We start from the raw sequence: 19,376 nt of genomic DNA, 5'->3' as shown, positions 1-19,376 counted from the left end.
TTTTCAGGCTACCGGATATCGGGTCTTGCCGTTTCTGTGGACTAATTCCGGGAGTATTCCCCTGCTTTACCCCTAGAATGCGCCCTGTGGATAACTAGCCAGGGAATGCCGCCGCCATGAACATCGAACTGCTGATCGCCGGTATCGTCGTGCTGATTATTGTCGTCGGCCTGGTCGGCTGGCTGGTGGGGGTCTACAACGGCCTGGTGATGCGCCGCAACGATGTGGATAAAGCCTTCGCCAACATCGACGTGCTGCTCAAGCAGCGGGCAGACCAGATTCCCGACCTGATGCGCGTGGTGCAAACCGCCATGAACCATGAGAACGCGCTGTTCACCCGCCTCAGCGACGCCCGCACCGCGTACCTCAACGCCAGCAGCCTCACCGATAAAGTCGATGCCTCCAACCAGCTCAATACGGCGCTCAAGTCGGTGATTGCAGTGGCCGAGAATTATCCGACGCTGATCTCCGGCCCCAACATGGTCGAGTTGCAGCAGGCGATCTCGGCAGTGGAGGAACGCATCGCCGACCGTCGCGAGTTCTTCAATGAGTCGGTCAACCTCTACAACATCGCCATCGCGATTTTTCCTGATCTGTTCTTCGCCAAGATGCTCGGCTATCAGCGCATTCCGCTGCTGGCCATCAGCGCCGAAGAAACCCGCTACGACGGCGTGAAGCTTGAGGTGCCGGGGGCATGAAAACCACCCAGGCAGGGGTTGTCACAAAAAAAACAGTGTGGAAAACCCTGGTGGCACTGGTCTTTCTCGCCGGCTTTATTGGCCTGATGGTCTACGCCCCGACGATCCTGGTGGCGCTGTTTTTTCCTGTGTGCATCCTGATCGGACTGCTGGCCAGCTTCGGCCCCAATTTCTATCGCACCGAACAGCGCCTGGCCACCAGCCAGATACGCTCATTGGCCATGGGGCTGGTGGAGGTGAACGGCAAGGTGATCGTCGACTCGCCGCTGATCTCCCCGGTCCACGGCAAGCCTTGCGCGGGTTACGTGTGGGTCATCGAAGAAGGCACCAAAGACAAGGATGGCGATTGGAGCTGGAGCCAGGTCTCGGCCGAGGCTCGCTGCAATGACTTCCGCCTGCAGGACGCCACCGGTGAAGTGACAGTGATTGCCGAGGGTATCGACCTGTTCGGCAAGAAGCGCCCTGACGACCATGAATGGATCAGCAGCTCCCGCCGCCAGGGCGAACTGCTCCTCACCCAGGATATGCAGGTGATGCTGATTGGCGACGCCTGCGAGCGTGCGGGCAAGACGGTGATTGCCCAGGGCCGGCAACCTGACGCGGTGTTCGGCCTGGCCGAGACCAAGGAGGTGGAAAACCGCCGTGTGCTGGCGCCGCTGTGGCGCGCCGGTGGTTTCTACGCGGTGGTGGTGGGTTTGATCGGCGTCGGCATCATGGCCATGACGCCGGAACATTTTGCCCAACTGCATTTGCCGGGCCCCGCCACCTACCAGCAAATGGCAGAGCTGAATCCCGCCTATCGGTTTCTGGCCTGGTTGTACCGTGACAATGGCTTCGTGATTCCTTTCATGGCCGCGTTTGGCTTCTTGCTGACGATGTTTGTGGTGTTGCTCGCGCTGCGGCTCTTGCTGCCCACGGGCATGCGCCTGGCGGTAGGCCGCGTGCTGGGCGCCTGGATGGGCCTGGGCATGGTGATTGGCGGCGTAGTGACCTTGCTGCTGGTGGTGGCCCAGGTGGACACCATGAAGGTGTTCCTGGTGTGGATGATGATTCTGCTGGGCACCCTGGTGTTTTCGATCTTTGAGCAACGCAAGCTAGGGGTGGCGTACAAGCATTTCGCAAAAGATGCCGGCACTGCCGGTTTAGGCGACGAGGACGCCTGATCAGGGTACAAACTCAACCTTCAAGCCTCGGCTGGCGCTGCGGCCCTGATCGTCAGTCACCCGCAACCGGTACTCCCCCGACTTACCCGGCCGCCAGTTCAGCGTGGTTTGCGGCGGGCCCTGGCCGATCAGGGTCTGGTCGGCGAACCAATACAGCGTCAGTGCATCACTGGCCGCGTTGGCGTTCAGCGGGATGCTTTCCTGGGGCTGGGACAGGCGCAGGTGGTAGCTGACCTGGGTCAGCGGCGAGCGAATCTGTGGCGCTTCGCTTTGATCGCCGACACGGTTGGGTTGGCAGCTTTTCTGCACATTGGGCGGCGTACGCCGGGGCAGTCCGGCGGCGCGGAACAGCCGCTGCACATCGCTGGGCCAGAACTCGAAGACTTCTTCACGGGTGTACTGCGGGTCGAACGGCGGGCACGCGGCCTTGCCGGTGCGGGTGTCGATCAGCACCGGGCGGTGCAGGTTGGACACCCGAATCGGTGACACGCCGGGGATGTACCAGGTCTTGCGGGTACGTGGGCACCAACGGTTGGGCAAGTCACCAGAGGCCGCGCAGACGTCAATGCGGATCAGCCCGGCGGGCGGCTTGTCGGGTTTGATCACCACATTGGGCAAGGCCAGCGGCAGGGCGTCGGCGATACGGAAGAACAACGGTGCCGCAGTTTTCGCACCGATAAACTCAGGATTCGGACGGCCATCGAAGTTGCCCACCCACACCACCAGCACGTACGGGCCTACGAGGCCGGCGCTCCATGCATCATGAAAACCCCAGGACGTGCCGGTCTTCCAGGCCGTACGCCAGTGGCGCCCCGGCAGCCCGTCCGGGCGCGGGTTGCGCCGCAGCATGTCGCGCACCATAAACGCGGCCTGCGGCGTGAGTAGCTGGGCGCCAGTGGTTTGCGGCTGTTCCTGCAAATAGCGCAGCGGCCGCAAATGCCCGTCACCAGCCAGCATCACATACAGCCGCGCCAGCTCCTCGGGCGTCATCTCGCCGCCGCCCAAGGCCAGCGCCAAGCCGTAATGGCTTTCGCCGCGCAGGCCCTTGATCCCGGCCCGTTGCAGCAATCCGTAGAGTGACGGTGAGCGGGTTTGGCTGGCCAGCCACACCGCCGGAATATTGCGGCTGCGAATCAGCGCGTCGCGGGCTGTCACCGGACCGACAAAACTGCCGTCGAAATTTTCCGGCTGGAAGTAGCCGAAGTTACTCGGCATGTCCTTGAGGATGCTCATGGGGTGGATCACCCCTTGGTCCAGCGCCAGCCCATACAGGAATGGCTTGAGGGTGGAGCCCGGCGAGCGCCGCGACAACACGCCGTTGACCTGGCCGTGGATGCTTGTGGATAAGTAGTCTGCCGAGCCCACCAGGGCTTTTACGCTCTGGTCGCGGCTGTCGATCAGGATCGCCGTGGCGTTTTCCACACCGCTGCTGCGGCGCTCGGCGATGAAGCCGGTGATCAGCCGTTCCAGCAATTGTTGCAGCGCCAGGTTGAGGGTGCTGTTCAACTCATTGCCGGTTTGCGAGGCCAGCAACTGTTCGCTCAGGTGCGGCGCGAGAAACGGGATCTGCTGGCGGTTGCGGGCTTCCAGCGGCAGGTCCAGCAAACTGTCGTTACGCGGGTCCTGTGGATAAGTTTCCCGCCAGTCGGCCATCAGCCGTTGCCGGGCGGTTTGCAGGGAAGGCCCAAAGCGCGCCCGACGACCCGGTTGCTGGGGAATCACGGCCAGCGCGAGGGCTTCCGACAAGGACAACTGCGCCGCTGACTTGCCAAAATAGATCCGGCTGGCCGCTTCGGCACCTTCGATATTGCCGCCCATGGGCGCCAGGTTGAGGTAGGCCTCAAGGATGTCGTGCTTGCTGTAACGCGCCTCCAGCCACAGTGCCAGGGCCATCTGCTGCAGCTTGCCGGGCACTTGGCGAGTATTGAGATCCCACAAGCGCCTGGCCAGTTGCATGCTCAGGGTCGAACCGCCCTGACGCTGGCCGCCGCTATAGGTGGCCATGGCCGCCCGCAATAACGCCGGGGGATTGACACCGGGGTGCCAGTAGAAGTTGCGGTCTTCCTTGAGCAGCAACGCCTCCACCAGTGACGGAGAAATCCGTTCCAGGGGTAGCCACAGGCGATATTGCCCGTCAGCCGCCAGGGTCATGCGCAGCAGCGAACCGTCATCGGCCAAAACCACCCGTGAGGAGGTGGCTGCCTGTTCCAGCGGCGCGTGGGGCCACAACCGTAGCCCCGCCAGAATCAACGCCGCTGCCAGCAGCGGCGTCAGGCTTTTAAGGCTTGGTAATTTCAAGCTGGCCTACTTTGCCGCGTCCTTGCAGGGTGGTTTCGTACATGCCCTCGGCGTAGGCCGGTGGCGTATTGAAGGTACCGGCGTTGGTGGCGCGCACGCGGTACACGAAGGTGCCTACATCCCGCAGCGCGGTGCCGTACAACACCACTCGGTCATCACGCACGTCGACGTAGTCCGGCTGCCAGTTGCTCAAGTCGGTCTCGCCAATCGGCGCCTGCCAGGCGTCGGCTTCTTCGGTGTCTTCGCTGGTTTCAACGTACTCCGAATCGTCGCCTTCGCTTTCCTCGCTGCTGGCCGCTTCCGGCTCCGGCGGCAGGTTATACACAGGCTCGACACCGCCTGGCAGCAAGTCGACCACGGCCACTTGTTGCACCTGATCACGGTCAGTAGCCCGCAAGCGCAGGCGCACCAGGAACTCATCACCTACCGCGACCTTGCTGACTGGGTTGCCTTTGAGGTCGAGGTATTCGTGGATGATTTCCAGGCCGCTGTTGATTGGCTTGAGGTTGGCGCCCTTGTCGTAGCCGGCTTCGCTCAGCATGTAGAACGCCGCCGGGCCGTCGGATTTTTCCATCTGCAGTTTTTGCGTACCGGCAGGCACCGCCGCACGTGGCGGCTGGCCGGCCATCTGCAACAACTGTTGCTGCTTGTCGCTGAGCCATGCGGTGGCCTTGAGGTTCATGTCGCTTTGGGCGCGCTGGCCGTAATTGTCCAGGGCCCGCAGCAACAGTGCCGCCGACAGCGAGTTGTAGCGTTGCTCGTTGAGACGCTTGCCGAGTTTATCCAGCAGGCTTGTCGGCACATCGTCGAGCATTTCCGGGAAGTGCCGCGCGAGCAAATGCAGGTGCTCGGCGTCGTGCACCAGCGGGTCGTAATACAGGCCGTCGCTGTTCCATTTATCCGACAGGGAAAGCCACGGCACCTTGCGGAACAGGGTATCGGCCTGACGATCCTGCTTGAGCAGCTTGTAGCTGGCAGCCAGGTACGCCGCGCCAATGTCGTTCTGCCAGGTGTCCTTGAAGTAGCTTTCGTAGCGCTCGCGGATATCGCTCAAGGCGCCGCTCACCAGAATCCCCTGACGGCTCAGGAGGTAACTGGCGTAGGCGCGGTTGCGCAATTCCGACAGGCCTTCGCTCGGGCCGTTGGCCAGGTCGGTGAGGTACGCGTTGGAACGTTGCAGCAGGTCTTCCGGCACCGGCAGCCCGCGCTCCCTGGCTTCGATCAGGAAGTCGGTGGCGTACAGGCTGGCATACGGCGCCACATCCGGGTTGGCCGCCCACAAGCCGAAACCGCCGGCCTGGTTCTGCCGTTGACGCAGCATGCGCACCGCACCGCTGAAGGCCTGCTCGGCCTCCGGCGCGTTACCACCCCAGATCAACGCCGGCATGGCCTTGGACACCAATTGCTCGGTGCAGGCGTAGCCATAGTCATCCAGGTAATGCTTGAGGCCGTTGGCCCATACCAGCGGCGAAGCGGCGACGCCCAACTGCACATCGCGCAACTGGCTGAACAGCTCGCGGGTCGGTTTCAGCTCTTTGCTGGCGCTGTCGAAACGGCCCAGGCTCAGGGCCACCCGATGCTCGCTCAAGGGTCGGATCGAAGTGGTTTCCGCCACCTGGATACGCTTGCCATCCGGCAGCACCGCGACGAAGCGCAAGTCGGCCGAGCCTAGGGTTTCCCCAACCTTGATCTTGAACTCGGCAACACCTTCCTTGCGCGGTTGCAGGGCCAGGGTGCTGGCCTTGTCGCCTTGCACCTGCAGGCCATCGCTGGTCTGCACTTCAAACTTCACGTCCGCCGCCGCGTCCAGGTTGCTGAACACCCCGGCGCTGACGCTGAACACATCCCCCGGTGCGACAAAGGCCGGCACGTTCGGAGTGATCACCAGCGGCCCGCGCACTTCGGTGTTGGCCTCGCTGACGCCCACGCTGTCGCTGTCCACGGCCACCGCAAACAGGTGCAACTTGCCATTGAAGCTGTCCGGAACCTGGTAGTGCAGCACGGTTTCACCGGCCGGCAAGTCCACCAGGCCAGACCACCAGGCCACAGGTGGCTGATGTTTACGCTTGAACGGGTTGAGGTGGTTGGCCAGGGCGCCTTCCGTATCGCCACCCGGCGCTGCCCCACTGAGCAGGCGGCTGAATTCCGGCAGAATCAGGTCAAGAATCTGACTGGTACCGACCTCCAGCGCCCGCTTCTGGAAGAAGAAGCCCAACGGGTCCGGCGTCTGGTAGCGCGCCACTTGCAGGATGCCTTCGTCCACCGCGTAGACCACTGCGCGGCCAGGGCGGTCGGCGTTGACCTTGATATCCAGGGTCTGCCCCGGCTCGATCTTCGCCGGGCCTTCGACTTTCAGCGCCATGCGCCGCGCGTCGAGGTTGATGCTGAACGGCACTACGCCGTAGGACAGCGGGCTCATGTAGACCTCGGACGAACCAATGTCCCGTACGAACTGCACGTTGACGTAGGCATTGCCCTCAAGCCCCGCAGGAACGCGGATGTGTTGCACGCTGTTGGTGCTGTCGGCCTTGAACCACTGCTGGGTGTAGACCTTGTCCCGCTCGATGGTGATCAACCCGGCGCCGGTGTACGGCGCGCGAATGCTGATGGCGATCTCATCACCGGTGGCGTAGCTGCGTTTATCCAGGCGCAGTTGCAGTTCGGCGTTGCGCTCCAGGGAGCGCGAGGTGTTGCCCCGGCCGGCGACGCTGTAGTCGATCTGGTTCAGCAGGTTGCCGTTGGCGTCCTTGAGTTGCAGGGTGAAATCGCCCGGGGTGCCGGTGTTCAGGGTTTGCTTGGCGCCGTCCTTGGTCATCACCAGCGGCGAGGCCGGCTGGCTGATGTTCTTGATGCGCGACTCGTATTTGTAGGTGCCGTTGGATTGCTTCACCAGCACCGAGACGTAGCGGTGCTCGACCACTTCACTGGTCAGGCCGTCGACTGCGACTGGCGTAAGGTCTGGCGCCACGGCCAGCCATTGCACTTCACGCGGGGCGTCCTTGGCGACGAAAGACAGCGAATCCTTGCTCTTCACACCCACCAGGTACGGCGCCGCCGACACCAGCAATGCGCTTTGTGCGGCGACGTTGCGACCGCCTTCGGCTTCGTACACCTGGGTCATCACTTGCAGGCGGTAGGTGCTGTTGGCGAAGCGTTGCAGGTTCAGGTCCAGCACCGCCTGGCCATTGTCGTCGACGGTGGTTTCGGCCAGGTCTTCGGAGCTGGCTTCTTCCAGCGAGTCATTCAGGCGGAAGCGGTAATCCGGGTAGCGAGCAAAGGCCGCGAGCGTCGGGCTCAGAGACATTTTCGCCGTGATGCGACGACCCGCCGCCGGAGCGCCGAACAAGTGCATCGCGGTGACCTTGGCCACCACCTGGTCCGGCGGGATCCAGCCCAGCACCGGTGTATCGTGCAGGCTCAGGCTGACTTTCATCCGGTCCGGTTCAAAGTCGCGGACCTTGAAGCTGACGCTGCCCAGGTCGGTACGACGCTGCTTCTCACCGATCAGTTGCAGGGTCGCGGTGTAATCGCCGGATGGGGCTACTTCGCTGCTTGGGAAATCGAAGGTTTCAAAACCGCTGGCCGACAGTTTCAACGGCTGGCGAATCACCTCAAGGCCACGGGGGTCGGTGATCTGCAACTCAACCGGCAGGCCTTGCAGGGCGCCTTTCCAGTCGCCGCTGCGCACGATCATGCCCAGGTGCGCGGTCTCGCCGGGCCGGTACAGGCCGCGATCGGTAAACAGGTAGGCGCTGAGGCGATTGATCGCACCGTCCTCTTCCAGGCCGCCTACATCAAAGCGTGACAAATCCAGCTGTTGCGACTGACGGGCAATCGGCAGGAAGGATTGGTCATTGCCGCGACTGACCACATACATCAACGGCGTTTTCTCACGGCGCAGTTCATCCAGCTTGGCGAAGTGCGCGTGACCTTCGGCGTCGGTATGGCCGCTGGCGACCGGCAAACCGTTGCGGCCGATGATATCGACCTGGGCGTCGGACACCGGCGAGCCGTTGCCGATGGACTGCACGTACACATCGTGGCTGCCATCGCTGGAGCGCTTGGCGATGATGCCCAAGTCGGTGACCACGATGAAACGCAGGTCGCTGGTGGTGTTGCGCGAGTAGTCGAAGGTGCGATCAGCCGGGTCGTCCTGCGGGCTCAGCTTGAGCACAAAAATCCCCCGGCGGCCGCCGTTGGCCGTCAGGTAGCTGCTCAGGTCGACATTGTCGTAGACGGTTTTCGACGGGTCGCCAGCCGACAGCGGAATGTCCAGGCTCTGACGCTCCACCATCCGGTCGAAGTAGTCATTGGCAAAATTCGGTCGGGCAAAGCTGCCGCTGCTCTGGTCCACCAGGTGTTGCAACTGGTTGGGCAGCAGGCGCGCGATTTCCACATGGGCGCCGGGTACGCCACGGGCCATGAAGCCCAGGCGTTTTTCGCCGGTGAGGCTGAGCAGGGCGCCGTCGGACAGGAACTGCAGCGTGCGTGGATAAGCCGGCATGCTCACGAGAGAGGCTGTCGGATTTTTCGCCAGGTAGCCGCCGATGGCTTCCAGGTTGGCCGGCACCCGCACATACAGGGCGCGGCCCGGCGGGGCCTTGAACTTGAAGGCGTGCAGGGTATTCAGCGGTTCGACGCTCGGCACGTGGGTCAGCTTGACCTTGGTGCTGCTGGCCAGCAGTTTGTCGTCGATGTCTTGCAGGTTCCAGGGGCGGGTATCGTCCTCGGCTTTTTCCGGCAGCATCCAGGCCTGCACCTTGTTGGCGATGGTCTCGTCGGCCACGGCGCTGGAACTGCTGAACATCAACACCGGCTCGGGTTCGCCGCGCTCGTTGTCGACAAAGCTGACTTCGGCGCCGGTAAAGGTCAGGCGATAGCGGCCGGGCACGGTGACTTCGGCCACCAGCGGCGCCGAGCTGGGATTGCCGCCATCACGGGCCTTGAGGCCTTCATCGAGCTTGGCGCTGACCGGGGTGCTTTCCAGTGGTGTGGCCAGGGCGGCAGAGCGCACAAAGGCGTTGAGCTTGTGTTCGTCGAAGGTGATTTCCGGGCGATTGGGCAGTTGCGCATCGCGGTAGGCCAAGCCTTTGCCGAGGGTGACCGAGGCACGTTTGCGTACGCTGTCTTCGTCTACCGGGTGGGAAAAGTGGAAGGTCGCTACCAGCTGTTTCTGCGTCGGGTTGCTCGGGTCCTGGTACAGCTCGTTTTGCGTCAAGGTGGCGCGGAACGGCGGGGTGGAGAATTGGCTGGTGTATTGGCTGAGCAGTACGCCGTCGGCCAACAGGGTTTTCTTGGCCAGGTCGATGGTGTAGTGGGCGTCGACGGGCCAGTCTTTTTCCGGGGTGAACACCAGGCTGCGGTCATCCGCCCAGCGCCAGGCGCCGGCGATGGCAGGCTTGAGGGTGATGCCTTCGGTGACCGGCTTGCCGATGGCCGCCAGCGGGGCCACGGATTCGGCGAAGCGTACCTGCAAGTTATCCACAACCGGCTGCGGCTGGGTGTAATCCGTCAGGTTGGGCTTGTGCAGCGAATAACCCACGGTGTGGGGCTGTGGCAGGTGGGAATACCAGTGCCAGCCGTAAAAGCCCGCGGCCAGCACCAGTACCAGGGCCAGCGCGCCGCCCGCAGCCTGGCGCGGATAAGTCCGGGCCTTGTGGCCGACGTTGACCAGGCCGTTGCCTGTGGCTTGCAGCCAGCGCGGCGGCTGCCACTGGCCGAACAGGCTGCGCGCCAGCCATCGAACGGCGCTGAACAGAACACTCACCACTGAGATCAAGGCGCCGAAAAAACGGCGGCTGGTCGCTTTTAACGAATCAAACATGGTGAGCATCCCTGGCAATGTGTCGCGTATCTTACACGTCTCTTTGATACAAAAGATGACGGCAAATGCGCCGCAAAGCTCAGGCTTGCTGTACGAAGGTGAGGCGTATCGCAAAACCGATCAAAAGACTGCCAAACAGCCATTGCTGAAGGCGCTGGGCGGACGGGCTGCGTTCCAGCCAGCGGCCGATTCTTGCGCCGGCCAATCCATAGCAACTGTCGAATCCCAGGCCGACCGCCACCAGCATCGCCCCCAACAGCGCAAACTGCGCCGTCACCGATGCGCCATGTGGATCAATGAATTGCGGCAGCAGCACGGAGCAGAACAGCAGCGCCTTGGGGTTGAGCAGGTTGGTCAGCAAACCCCGCTGGAAGGCTTCGCGCCAGGCATGCGCCGGCGCCGTGCTGTGCTCGGCGTTCAGGTTGGGCAGCAGGTTTGAGCGCAGGCACTGCACGCCGATCCACAGCAGATATGCCGCACCGCCCAGGCGCACCACATCGAAGGTCCAGGGTGCGACCTTGAACAGGGTCGCCAGGCCCATCCCCGCCAGCGCCACGTGGCAGGCTCGCGCCAGGCCCAAGCCGCCTGCGGTTGCCAGTGCCATCGCCTTGCCCTGGCGGGCGCCGGTTTGCAGCAGCAGGATCATGTCCGGGCCGGGCAGCAGGTACACCACTGCCAACGCGACTAAAAACAACCAGAGTTCTGCCATGTGCCTGCCCCTTGCGGTAGGTGATTCGTAGGGCAATTTTAGGGGTGAAGGCCGGGGCAGGTGCTTGCGTAGTCAGCCGGAAAAGCGTCTAGTCCTGGCACAATCTGCCACTTTTTTCGGGCGAAACATTTCACTTATGCCAAATCTGAAGCTGGACGCATTTGACCGCAAGATTCTTGAAGCCCTGCAACGGGATGGCCGGCTGAGCAACGTGCAACTGGCGGACGAGATTGGCCTGTCGGCCTCGCCCTGCTTGCGGCGTGTGCGGCTGCTGGAAGAGGCCGGGGTGATTCGTGGTTACCAGGCAAGCCTGGACCGGGATGAAGTCGGGTTGGGGCTGACGGTGTTTGTCGGGGTGAAAGTGGAGCGGCATAACGACGAGCAGGCGGAGGCGTTTCGGTTGGCGGTGACGGCGCTGCCCCAGGTGATTTCGGCGTTTCTGGTGTCGGGGGAGTCGGATTTCCTGCTGCAAGTGGTGGTGCCGGACTTGCGCGGGTATGAACGGTTCCTGACCGGGAGCTTGTTGAAGTTGCCGGGGGTGAGTGATATCCGCAGCAACTTCGCGATTCAGACGGTGAAGACGCCCGGGGCATTGCCGCTGAGTCACCTTCCCGGCTAGATCGTTCCTACGCTCCGCGTGGGAATGCCGCCCTGGACGCTCCGCGTCCGCTTTAAAGTCGTGACGCGGAGCGTCACCGGATGCATTCCCACGCAGAGCGTGGGAACGATCAGATAAGGACGCTTGTTGTGGCGAGGGAGCTTGCTCCCGCTGGGCTGCGTAGCGGCCCCAAAATCTTGGGAGCGCTGCGCACTCCAGCGGGAGCAAGCTCCCTCGCCACTGGGGTTGTGTGGATTTGGGGAGGGAGGTGGTCGTCAGGTCCACCAGTAGCGCACGAGATGAAAGAAGATCGGCGCGGCAAAACACACCGAATCCAGCCGATCCAGCATCCCGCCGTGCCCTTCGATCATGTGCCCCCAATCTTTCACGCCGCGGTCGCGCTTGATCGCTGACATCACAATCCCGCCCGCAAACCCCAGCAGGTTGATCAACAGCGCAATCAGGAACGACTGCCAGGGGTTGAACGGCGTGGTCCACCACAGCGCCGCGCCAATCAGCGACGACAGCAAAATCCCGCCAACAAACCCTTCTACGGTTTTCGACGGCGACAAGTTGGGCGCGATCTTGTGTTTGCCGAACAGCTTCCCGCACACGTACTGCAGCACGTCCGACAGTTGCACCACGATCACCAGGTAGGCAATCAGCAGCAGGTTGCGGCCTTCGTAGCCGACGATATCCAGGGTCAGCAGCGCCGGCACGAAGGACACACAGAACACCGCGATCATCAGCCCCCATTGCACCTTCGACGCCCGTTCCAGGAAGTGCGTGCTGTCGCCGCCCAGTGACGCGAGGATCGGCAGCAGCAGGAACACGTACACCGGGATGAAGATCGAGAACAGCCCGTACCAGTCAAAGTAGATCAGCAGGTATTGCAGTGGCAGCGCCAGGTAGAAGGCCGCCACCAGCGCCGGGTAATCGCTTCGCCGGGTGGGTGTGAGCGTGAGGAATTCCCGCAGCGCATAGAACGACACGGCGTAAAACAGCAGGATCACCGCGCCGGTGCCGAGCCAGAACGCAATGCCAATCACCACCACCATCACCCACCACGCATTGATGCGGGCGTTGAGGTTGTCGATCACCGCGTTGGGTGTGCCACGGGTGCGCAGTTTGAGGATCAGGCCGATCAGCGAGGCGAGCACGAGGATCGCGCCGATCCCGCCGAACAACATCAGGGTTTGGCTATCCATCTCAGGAATGCTCCGGGGCAAGGGCGAGCAAGGCGTCGCGGGTGCGGGCCAGGAACAGCGCCTTGTCTTCGCCGTCCTCCAGTTGCAGCGGTGCGCCGAAGCTGGTGGTGCACAGCAAGGGCAGCGGCAGCACACGGCCCTTGGGCATGACCCGGTTGAGGTTGGCGATCCACACCGGGATCAATTCGGCTTGTGGATAACTCTTGGCCAGGTGATACAGCCCGCTTTTGAACGGCAACAGGCCGTCTTCCAGGTTGCGCGTGCCCTCGGGAAAGATGATCAGCGAGTCGCCGTTTTCCAGGGCCTGAAGCATCGGCGCCAGGGGGTTATCCACAGGGTCCTTGCGCTCGCGGTCGATCAGCACGCCGTTGAACACCCGGTTGATGATGTAGCGGCGCAGGGCGCTGGTGTTCCAGTAGTCGCTGCCGGCCACCGGGCGGGTGAATTTACGCAGGTTCTGCGGCAACGAGGCCCACAGCAGCACGAAATCGCCGTGGCTGCTGTGGTTGGCGTAGTAGATGCGTTGCACCGGCACCGGCGCGCAGCCAAGCCACAGGCTGCGGGCGCCGGTGACGGTGCGGGCCATGGAGGTAATCAGGGTGGCGACCACGGGTTCGAACATGGGGATTCCTTATCCGGCGAAGGGCAGCCAGGGGCTGGCCAGGATGACGGCCACGGTCAGCAGCACTTGCGCCGCCAGCAGGTAGGCTTGCTTGCGCAACAGTTTCAGGGCGCCGCGACGGCGCTCGGTCCAGGGGCGGCCTGCGCGTTTGGCGGATTGCAGGCCAAGGGTTTGCATGGCCTGGTCGAAGTCGGGCGTGCGGTCGGTGTCGCGGGCGAGCAGGGCGAACAGGTCGGCGTCGAAGGCCACCCGCAACGCCCAATATTTTTCCAGCAGCCCGAGCACAATCATCCACAGGCTGAGGATCAGGCAGACCGGCGTGATGCTGGCCATCAGCAGTTGAGCGAGGCCGAACAGTACGCCGAGCAAGGTCAGGCCTGTGGATAACTGATCCAGGGAACGGCCCCGCCGCAGCAGGCTGGCGACGACCTGTAATTCCATATCAGCGGGCATGGGCTAAACCCTCCAGGGCTTCACGGTGCGCGGAATGCAGGACCACACGTGGGCGTGCTGTACGAATAATAGCCACCGCCTCGTCGACATTGCCTGCGCGCCCGGTATGCAGCAGCCATGCAGCCACGGCGGTGGCGCTGCGTGAGTAACCGAGGGCGCAGCACACCAGCAAAGGTCCGGCTGAGCGTAGCCGCTCTATCGCTTGGGCGGCTTCCACGCATTGCGCTGCAGTGGGCGCCGTCAGGTCGAGCACTGGCAGGCTGTAGTAGGCGCGACCCTGTGGATTAATCGGCAATTCGGCGCACAGATCGACCACCGCCTTGAATGATCCCAGCTCACCGCTGGTGGGAATTCGCCCCAGCCAAATGTTATCCACAACCTGATCGGGCTGTGGATGTCTACGTGTCCACAGGCGGGAATTGATCCAGGCGGCCACCAGATAAGGCGCCAACAACCAGCGCGCCGCCGGAGTGAGTCGTCCGTCGGCGCGTTTCTGAAATCCCGAAACGCCCAGTACCAGGTAATTCGCCTTCATCAAGCCAAGGGATACCGCCGGCCAAAGCAGCCACAACCAGCCGCCGCCGAGGGAAAACGCCAGGATCAAACACACCAGCGACCCGAAGCCATAGCGCAGCCCCAGCCGCCAACGCTGGCGGTCCCTGGTCAGCTGGGCATTCAGCAGCGGGCTCGGATGTTCCAGCGGCCACAGCCACACGCACAGCCAGCCGGCGAGGGCGCCTGTGGGTAAGTCAATAAAGTGATGTTGATAAGTGGTCAGCACCGAAAGGCCGATCAACGCGAACCAGCCATGCACCAGCCAGCGCCACAGGCCCTGGCTATGCCGCTGATACATTATCCACAGCACCACCAGCAGCGCGATGTGCAATGACGGCGCCTGGTTGAACGGCTTGTCGAACCCGGCGAGTACCGCAAACAGCCAGCCAAACACGCCGTCCAGCGCCGGCCTTTCAAAGGTGAAGCGCAAGGGCCAGATCAGGAAGCAGGTGACGGCAATCACTTGGGCCGTCAGCAGGCGCAAGGCATGTTGTTTCAGTTCATGGCGGGTGCTTGGCAGTAGCAGGGAGAAACCGTAGAGCAGGTCGATCGACCAGTAGGGCACGATGGTCCAGGCCCAGAACGGGATATGGGTTTCCCAGCCGAACACCATCGTGCCCACATCGCTGCGCTGGCTGGTGACCCACGTGGCAAAGCCGTAGGTGCTGAAAAACAGCGGCGCTAACAGCAGCAGCCACAGCACCGCCGGTTTTAACAGGCCCGGTTCACGCATGGGTCAGACTCGCTGTGCCAGGGACACGCTGAAAATCCCCCACTCATCCACACGCTGGGTGATCTTGCGGAAACCGGCGGCTGCCACCAGTTGATCCATTTCCGCCTGGCTGCGCCGGCGCATTACCCAGGCCTGGCCCTGGCGGTGGCTGGTGAGGGCGCGGGCGATCAGTTCCAGTTGCGGGTGCCACGGTTGGCCGGTGTACACCAGATAACCACCGGGCTCCACGGCTTCGGCCAAGCCCGCGAGCGAGCCACCGACCATCGCGTTATCCGCGAACAGTTCATATAGCCCGGATACCACCGCCAGCGTCGGCTTGGGTTCCAGCGCCGCAAGGTCCGCCCGGTCAAATGCATCGCCTTTGACGAACTGGGCGATATCCCCCAGCCCTTTTTCACGAATCAGCGCGCCACCGTCGCGCACGTTGATGTCGCTGTAGTCCCGCAGCAGGATCGATTCCGGCAACGGCGAAACGCCCTGCAAGGCTTCCAGAATGTACCGACCATGCCCGGCGGCGATGTCGACGATTCGCACTTCCCGCTGCTCGTCCCGCAGCTTGGCCATCGCCAGGCGCAGCAGCTCTTCCACATTCAACTTGCGCTGACGAATACCGCGCCAGCCGATGGAGTTCAGGTAGTTGGTGTCGATCATCCGCCCCAGCCCGCCTTTGCCGGTGGGTTTGTTGCGGTACACGTAGTCCAGGGTGCTGCCGGAGTCGAAGCCGGTGTCGAAACCGAGCTTCACGCCATCCGACAGTTTGCTGCCCAGGCCCATGCTGGCGCGGGTCATGCGCCAGTACAGGTCGCGCAGGGAGTTGCGTGGCAACGGCGCGGCGAGGGATTCGGATTCGGCGCAGGTCAGGCCGATCTTGTCGGCGTCCAGCAAGTTGGCGCGGTCCAGCGGGCGTTCGAAATTCTGCAGGATAAAGCGCCGGGCGCTGCTCAAGGCCACGGCGCGGTCACGTTCACCGAGGGTGTCGTGGAAGAAGCCGGGGAGGATGTGCAGCTCTTTCTTCAAGCTGCCGAGGCGGTCGAAAAACTGCTGCTGGGGTTTGCGGTGCACCACAAAGTCCGAGCCGGAGATCAGCAGTTGGGTCGGTACCTGAATTGCCTGGGCATCGGCTACAACCCTGTCGGCCGCTTCGTACAGGCCCAACAGTACATTCACCGAGATGGCTTTGGTGATCAGCGGATCACTGTCGTAGGACGCCACGCGCTCCGGGTCATGGCTCAGGAACTTGGCCTTGACGTAGCTGTTGACGAAAAAGTTGCCGCGAAACTTGCGCATCAACGCCAGGCCCGGCCGGGCGAAGGGCACGTAGAGCTTGACCTTGAATGCGGGGGAGGCGAGTACCAGCGAGCGAATCTTCGGCGCGTAGTCGTGCACCCAGGTGGCCGCGATCACCGCGCCGACGCTTTGGGCGATCACTGCGAGGTGTTCTTCCTCGATGTTGTAGGCGCTGCCGATATGGTCAACGAAAGTCTGCACGTCCCGCGCACTGGTGGCGAAGCTCGGGCTGTCGCCGCGCGCGCCGGGGGATTGGCCGTGGCCACGGGCGTCCCAGGCGAAGAAGTCGAACTCCGGCAGGTTCAGCTCGTCCACCAGGTGGGCGATACGACCGGAATGCTCGTGGCCGCGATGGAACAGCAAGATCGCCTTGCGCGGCGCAAAGCCCGCGGGTGCGGTGGCGGGCCAATGACGGTAGAAAAGCTCCACCCCGTCATGGGTGCTGAAGGTGTGCTCTTGCTGTTCACGCATCGCAAAATCCTTATGCAGAAGGGGAGGTGTTCGTTTCTTCTTTCAAGCCTTGGCGCACGCGGTTGACCAGGGTGTAGGCCAGCAAGGCGGCGACCAGCCACATCACCGCTTCGACCCAACCGGCACCCAGCCAACCCAGCGCTACGCCGGTGGCCAGCACCCCGAGCACAAATGCCCGATCGCTCTTGCCCATCGGGCCGTCGTAGCGCCGCGAGGCCCCGACCATCGGCCCGAGCACGCCGGCGTATTCGCTGAACACCGCCAGCAGCGTCACCAGCAGCACCGGCGCCAGGCTGACCTCGGGGATCAGCGCAAACGGCAGGATCAGCGCGCTGTCGGCGATCACGTCGCACAGTTCATTGAGGTAGGCGCCGAGTCGCGACTGCTGGCCGAATTCCCGGGCGAGCATGCCGTCGATGGCATTGAGGGCCATGCGCAGGATCATCCACAGCGGGATCAGCGCAAACAGCCACACATGTTGTGCGAAGCCGGCAATCAGCAATCCCACCAGCAGGGAAACCACCCCGGCCAGCACGGTGATCTGGTTGGCGGTGGTGCCGTTGTCGTAGAGGCGCTGCACCAGCGGGCGCAGCAGGTTCTGAAAACGCGGTTTGAGCTGATAGATCGAAATCATGGGGAGTGACGCTTCCTTGTCCGTAAGCCCGCGAAAAACTCTGGGGAGTGTGCCGATTTATCACCGCTGAAACCAGTGATGGCTCGTGTTTCTGGGGCTTTCGTCACTATCTGTGTGAAACCAAACAAAAATTTCACGCTTCGGGTTATAGAGTAACTAATTGTTTCTGGGTGGGCGTTTGGGGATGCGAGTGGATCTAGACGCTGATGACGTGGCCATCGAAGGGCTGCCGCGTTTTCAGCAGGGGTTGTTTCATGCCCGCCGGTTAAGGCAGGCCGGCATTGGCCTGACGGTGCTGGCGGTCGGCGGCTGGATGCTGGCGCTGTTTGTGGCGCTGTTCGCCCCGCTGTCGATCTGGCCGGTGGTGCTGATCAACTGCGCCTCGGCGTTGCTGGTGCTGGTGGCTGGCTTGCAATCGGCGTGGTGGGTCGCGGATTGGCGGGCCATGGCGCTGGAGGAGCCGGCTGCACGGCTGATCGAACCGCCGCTGCCACAAGAAGAACCTGGCTGGCTAAACCGCCAGTTCGGTCGCGTCGGTAACGGCTTGCTGGTGCAGATTGGCGCACCGGTGTTCTGGCTGTGCGGCTGGTCGTTGCTGGCATTCTTCAGCGTTCTGGAATTCTGGAGCTTGACCTTGCCCGCCGCGGCGCTGGGCCAGGCTGCCAGTGTGGGCGCCGCCATTGCCTTGGCACTGGCGTTCGGCTTGCTGGTGTTTGAACGGCGCATGGCCCAGGAAAGCACCGCCCAATGGCCGGAAGCGGTGCAACTGGCGCAACTGAGCCGGGTGGCGATTATCTGCCTGGTGATCAGTGCGATTTGTCTGCTGTTTGCCGGTGAAGAGTCCGTGTGGCCATTGCGCCTGGCCGTGTTGATCGGTCTGTTGCCGGCCCTGGTGGCGCTGGAGTTTCTACTAAGAGGCCTGCTGTCGCTGTTCAGCCCGCGCCAGGGGCGGCTTGAACCGCGCCTGATGGCGCAAAGTTTTATCGCCGGGATGCTGCGCTGGCCGCCGCAACCGTTGCTCGCCTTGCAGCACGAACTGCACAACCGTTTCGGCATCGACCTGCGGCAGATCTGGGCCTTCACCTATATGCGCCGGGCATTCCTGCCAGTGCTGGTGGTGGTGCTGGCCGTAGGCTGGTTGCTGACCGGCGTGCATGAAGTCGCCCTGCAAAGCCGTGGGATCTATGAACGCTTTGGCAAGCCGGTGGAGGTCTTCGGGCCTGGCCTGCATGCCGGTTTGCCGTGGCCGCTGGGTCGCGTACTGAACGTGGAAAACGGCGTGGTCCATGAGCTGGCCACCAGCGTTGGCGAAGCGGCAAACACCGACGTCGCTCCGGCCGAGGGCCCGGCGCCGCTGATCGCCAATCGCCTGTGGGACGCCAGCCATGTAAATGACAAATCCCAGGTGATCGCCAGCAGCAGCGGCGACAAGCAGAGCTTCCAGATCGTCAATATGGACGTGCGCTTCGTGTACCGCATCGGCTTGACCGACCAGGCCGCACTCGCCGCCACCTATAACAGCACCGATGTGCCCACGCTGATCCGCAGCACCGCCAGCCGCATCCTGGTGCACGAGTTTGCCTCGCGAACCCTCGATGAATTGCTGGGTGAAGAACGCAACAGCCTCGCCGATGAAATTGGCAAGGCAGTGCAAGCGGACCTGAAGACACTCGACAGCGGCGTGGAAATTCTCGCCACCGTGGTGGAAGCCATTCACCCGCCCTCCGGTGCGGCGAATGCCTACCACGCGGTGCAAGCTGCGCAGATCGGCGCCCAGGCGCTGATTTCCCGGGAGCGCGGCGCTGCCAGTGAGCAGACCAACCAGGCGTTGCTGCAAGCCAGTACCGCCCGTGACCAGGCCCAGGCCACGGCCCATGAAGTCAGCGCCGGCGCCCAAGCGGCGGACCTGCGCTTCAGCGCCGAACAAAAGGCCTATCAACAAGCCGGCCAGGCCTTCGTGCTGGAGCAGTACCTGAGCCAACTGAGCCAGGGCCTGGCCCACGCCAAGTTACTCATTCTTGATCATCGCCTGGGCGCCAGTGGCGCACCGACCATCGATCTGCGTTCCTTTACCTTACCGGCCGACCCTGCGGTGCCGCGTAAAGCCGTTCAATAAGGAGTTC

General features: G+C 63.0%; 13 protein-coding genes. 4 read left to right on the top strand and 9 right to left on the bottom strand.

Features of this window, described 5'->3' with window-relative positions:
* Nucleotides 1–116 precede the first annotated feature (116 nt).
* Together HX824_RS01265 and HX824_RS01260 are read left to right on the top strand one after the other, a co-directional pair.
* Nucleotides 117–698, top strand: coding sequence for a LemA family protein (locus HX824_RS01265; RefSeq protein WP_003213535.1), 582 nt, complete (start codon nucleotides 117–119; stop codon nucleotides 696–698).
* On the top strand, nucleotides 695–1,861 hold the full coding sequence (locus tag HX824_RS01260; RefSeq protein WP_177054052.1) for a hypothetical protein: 1,167 nt from the start codon (nucleotides 695–697) through the stop codon (nucleotides 1,859–1,861). The genes HX824_RS01265 and HX824_RS01260 overlap by 4 nt, the downstream gene beginning before the upstream one ends.
* On the opposite strand, the gene pbpC is transcribed toward HX824_RS01260, so the two are convergent.
* The 3 genes from pbpC to HX824_RS01245 all read right to left on the bottom strand — a co-directional run bounded on the left by pbpC (nucleotide 1,862) and on the right by HX824_RS01245 (nucleotide 10,692).
* Entirely contained in the window at nucleotides 1,862–4,159 is a 2,298-nt protein-coding gene (pbpC, locus tag HX824_RS01255; RefSeq protein ID WP_177048270.1) for a penicillin-binding protein 1C, read from the bottom strand.
* Nucleotides 4,140–9,983 (bottom strand): alpha-2-macroglobulin, encoded by a 5,844-nt coding sequence (locus tag HX824_RS01250; protein WP_177054051.1) that lies wholly within the window; start codon nucleotides 9,981–9,983, stop codon nucleotides 4,140–4,142. Before HX824_RS01250 ends, pbpC begins: the two co-directional genes overlap by 20 nt.
* A 79-nt stretch (nucleotides 9,984–10,062) precedes the next feature.
* Nucleotides 10,063–10,692: a LysE family translocator gene (locus HX824_RS01245; protein ID WP_177054050.1), complete on the bottom strand. Its 630-nt coding sequence runs from the start codon at nucleotides 10,690–10,692 to the stop codon at nucleotides 10,063–10,065.
* Nucleotides 10,693–10,837: 145 nt separating this feature from the next.
* Here HX824_RS01245 and HX824_RS01240 point away from each other — a divergent pair, with 145 nt between their 5' ends.
* The gene (locus HX824_RS01240) at nucleotides 10,838–11,311 is read left to right on the top strand and encodes an Lrp/AsnC family transcriptional regulator (protein ID WP_032899927.1); all 474 of its coding nucleotides are present in this window, start codon (nucleotides 10,838–10,840) and stop codon (nucleotides 11,309–11,311) included.
* A gap of 254 nt (nucleotides 11,312–11,565) precedes the next feature.
* Here HX824_RS01240 and HX824_RS01235 read toward each other — a convergent pair whose 3' ends face one another.
* From HX824_RS01235 to HX824_RS01210, 6 genes are read right to left on the bottom strand one after another with little or no spacing between them, the layout of a single operon-like run.
* Complete coding sequence (locus tag HX824_RS01235) at nucleotides 11,566–12,498, bottom strand: phosphatidate cytidylyltransferase (RefSeq protein ID WP_003213523.1); 933 nt, start codon at nucleotides 12,496–12,498, stop codon at nucleotides 11,566–11,568.
* A 1-nt stretch (nucleotide 12,499) separates the two neighbouring features.
* Entirely contained in the window at nucleotides 12,500–13,120 is a 621-nt protein-coding gene (locus HX824_RS01230) for a 1-acyl-sn-glycerol-3-phosphate acyltransferase (RefSeq protein ID WP_003213522.1), read from the bottom strand.
* 9 nt (nucleotides 13,121–13,129) lie between these two features.
* The gene (locus tag HX824_RS01225) at nucleotides 13,130–13,573 is read right to left on the bottom strand and encodes a hypothetical protein (RefSeq protein ID WP_003213520.1); all 444 of its coding nucleotides are present in this window, start codon (nucleotides 13,571–13,573) and stop codon (nucleotides 13,130–13,132) included.
* Entirely contained in the window at nucleotides 13,563–14,861 is a 1,299-nt protein-coding gene (locus HX824_RS01220; RefSeq protein ID WP_177054049.1) for a phosphatase PAP2/dual specificity phosphatase family protein, read from the bottom strand. Before HX824_RS01220 ends, HX824_RS01225 begins: the two co-directional genes overlap by 11 nt.
* Before the next feature lie 3 nt (nucleotides 14,862–14,864).
* Nucleotides 14,865–16,619, bottom strand: a complete 1,755-nt coding sequence (locus HX824_RS01215; protein ID WP_177054048.1) for a bifunctional alpha/beta hydrolase/class I SAM-dependent methyltransferase — start codon at nucleotides 16,617–16,619, stop codon at nucleotides 14,865–14,867.
* A 10-nt stretch (nucleotides 16,620–16,629) separates the two neighbouring features.
* The gene (locus HX824_RS01210; RefSeq protein ID WP_003213515.1) at nucleotides 16,630–17,253 is read right to left on the bottom strand and encodes a CDP-alcohol phosphatidyltransferase family protein; all 624 of its coding nucleotides are present in this window, start codon (nucleotides 17,251–17,253) and stop codon (nucleotides 16,630–16,632) included.
* A 184-nt stretch (nucleotides 17,254–17,437) separates the two neighbouring features.
* Between HX824_RS01210 and hflK the strand changes: the two genes are divergently transcribed.
* Complete coding sequence (hflK, locus tag HX824_RS01205) at nucleotides 17,438–19,369, top strand: protease modulator HflK (protein WP_177054047.1); 1,932 nt, start codon at nucleotides 17,438–17,440, stop codon at nucleotides 19,367–19,369.
* Nucleotides 19,370–19,376 lie beyond the last annotated feature (7 nt).

The organism is Pseudomonas sp. D4002, assembly GCF_013385665.1.
Taxonomy (GTDB): Bacteria; Pseudomonadota; Gammaproteobacteria; order Pseudomonadales; family Pseudomonadaceae; genus Aquipseudomonas.
This window is presented reverse-complemented; position numbering and strand designations above follow the sequence as displayed.

What these genes read in the sequence shown, in the direction of transcription:
- hflK (WP_177054047.1), top strand. Translation starts at nt 17,438, where the DNA reads ATGCGAGTGGATCTAGACGCTGATGACGTGGCCATCGAAGGGCTGCCG.
- HX824_RS01245 (WP_177054050.1), bottom strand. Translation starts at nt 10,692, where the DNA reads ATGGCAGAACTCTGGTTGTTTTTAGTCGCGTTGGCAGTGGTGTACCTG.
- HX824_RS01260 (WP_177054052.1), top strand. Translation starts at nt 695, where the DNA reads ATGAAAACCACCCAGGCAGGGGTTGTCACAAAAAAAACAGTGTGGAAA.
- HX824_RS01235 (WP_003213523.1), bottom strand. Translation starts at nt 12,498, where the DNA reads ATGGATAGCCAAACCCTGATGTTGTTCGGCGGGATCGGCGCGATCCTC.
- HX824_RS01225 (WP_003213520.1), bottom strand. Translation starts at nt 13,573, where the DNA reads ATGCCCGCTGATATGGAATTACAGGTCGTCGCCAGCCTGCTGCGGCGG.
- HX824_RS01220 (WP_177054049.1), bottom strand. Translation starts at nt 14,861, where the DNA reads ATGCGTGAACCGGGCCTGTTAAAACCGGCGGTGCTGTGGCTGCTGCTG.
- HX824_RS01210 (WP_003213515.1), bottom strand. Translation starts at nt 17,253, where the DNA reads ATGATTTCGATCTATCAGCTCAAACCGCGTTTTCAGAACCTGCTGCGC.
- HX824_RS01230 (WP_003213522.1), bottom strand. Translation starts at nt 13,120, where the DNA reads ATGTTCGAACCCGTGGTCGCCACCCTGATTACCTCCATGGCCCGCACC.
- HX824_RS01250 (WP_177054051.1), bottom strand. Translation starts at nt 9,983, where the DNA reads ATGTTTGATTCGTTAAAAGCGACCAGCCGCCGTTTTTTCGGCGCCTTG.
- HX824_RS01265 (WP_003213535.1), top strand. Translation starts at nt 117, where the DNA reads ATGAACATCGAACTGCTGATCGCCGGTATCGTCGTGCTGATTATTGTC.
- HX824_RS01215 (WP_177054048.1), bottom strand. Translation starts at nt 16,619, where the DNA reads ATGCGTGAACAGCAAGAGCACACCTTCAGCACCCATGACGGGGTGGAG.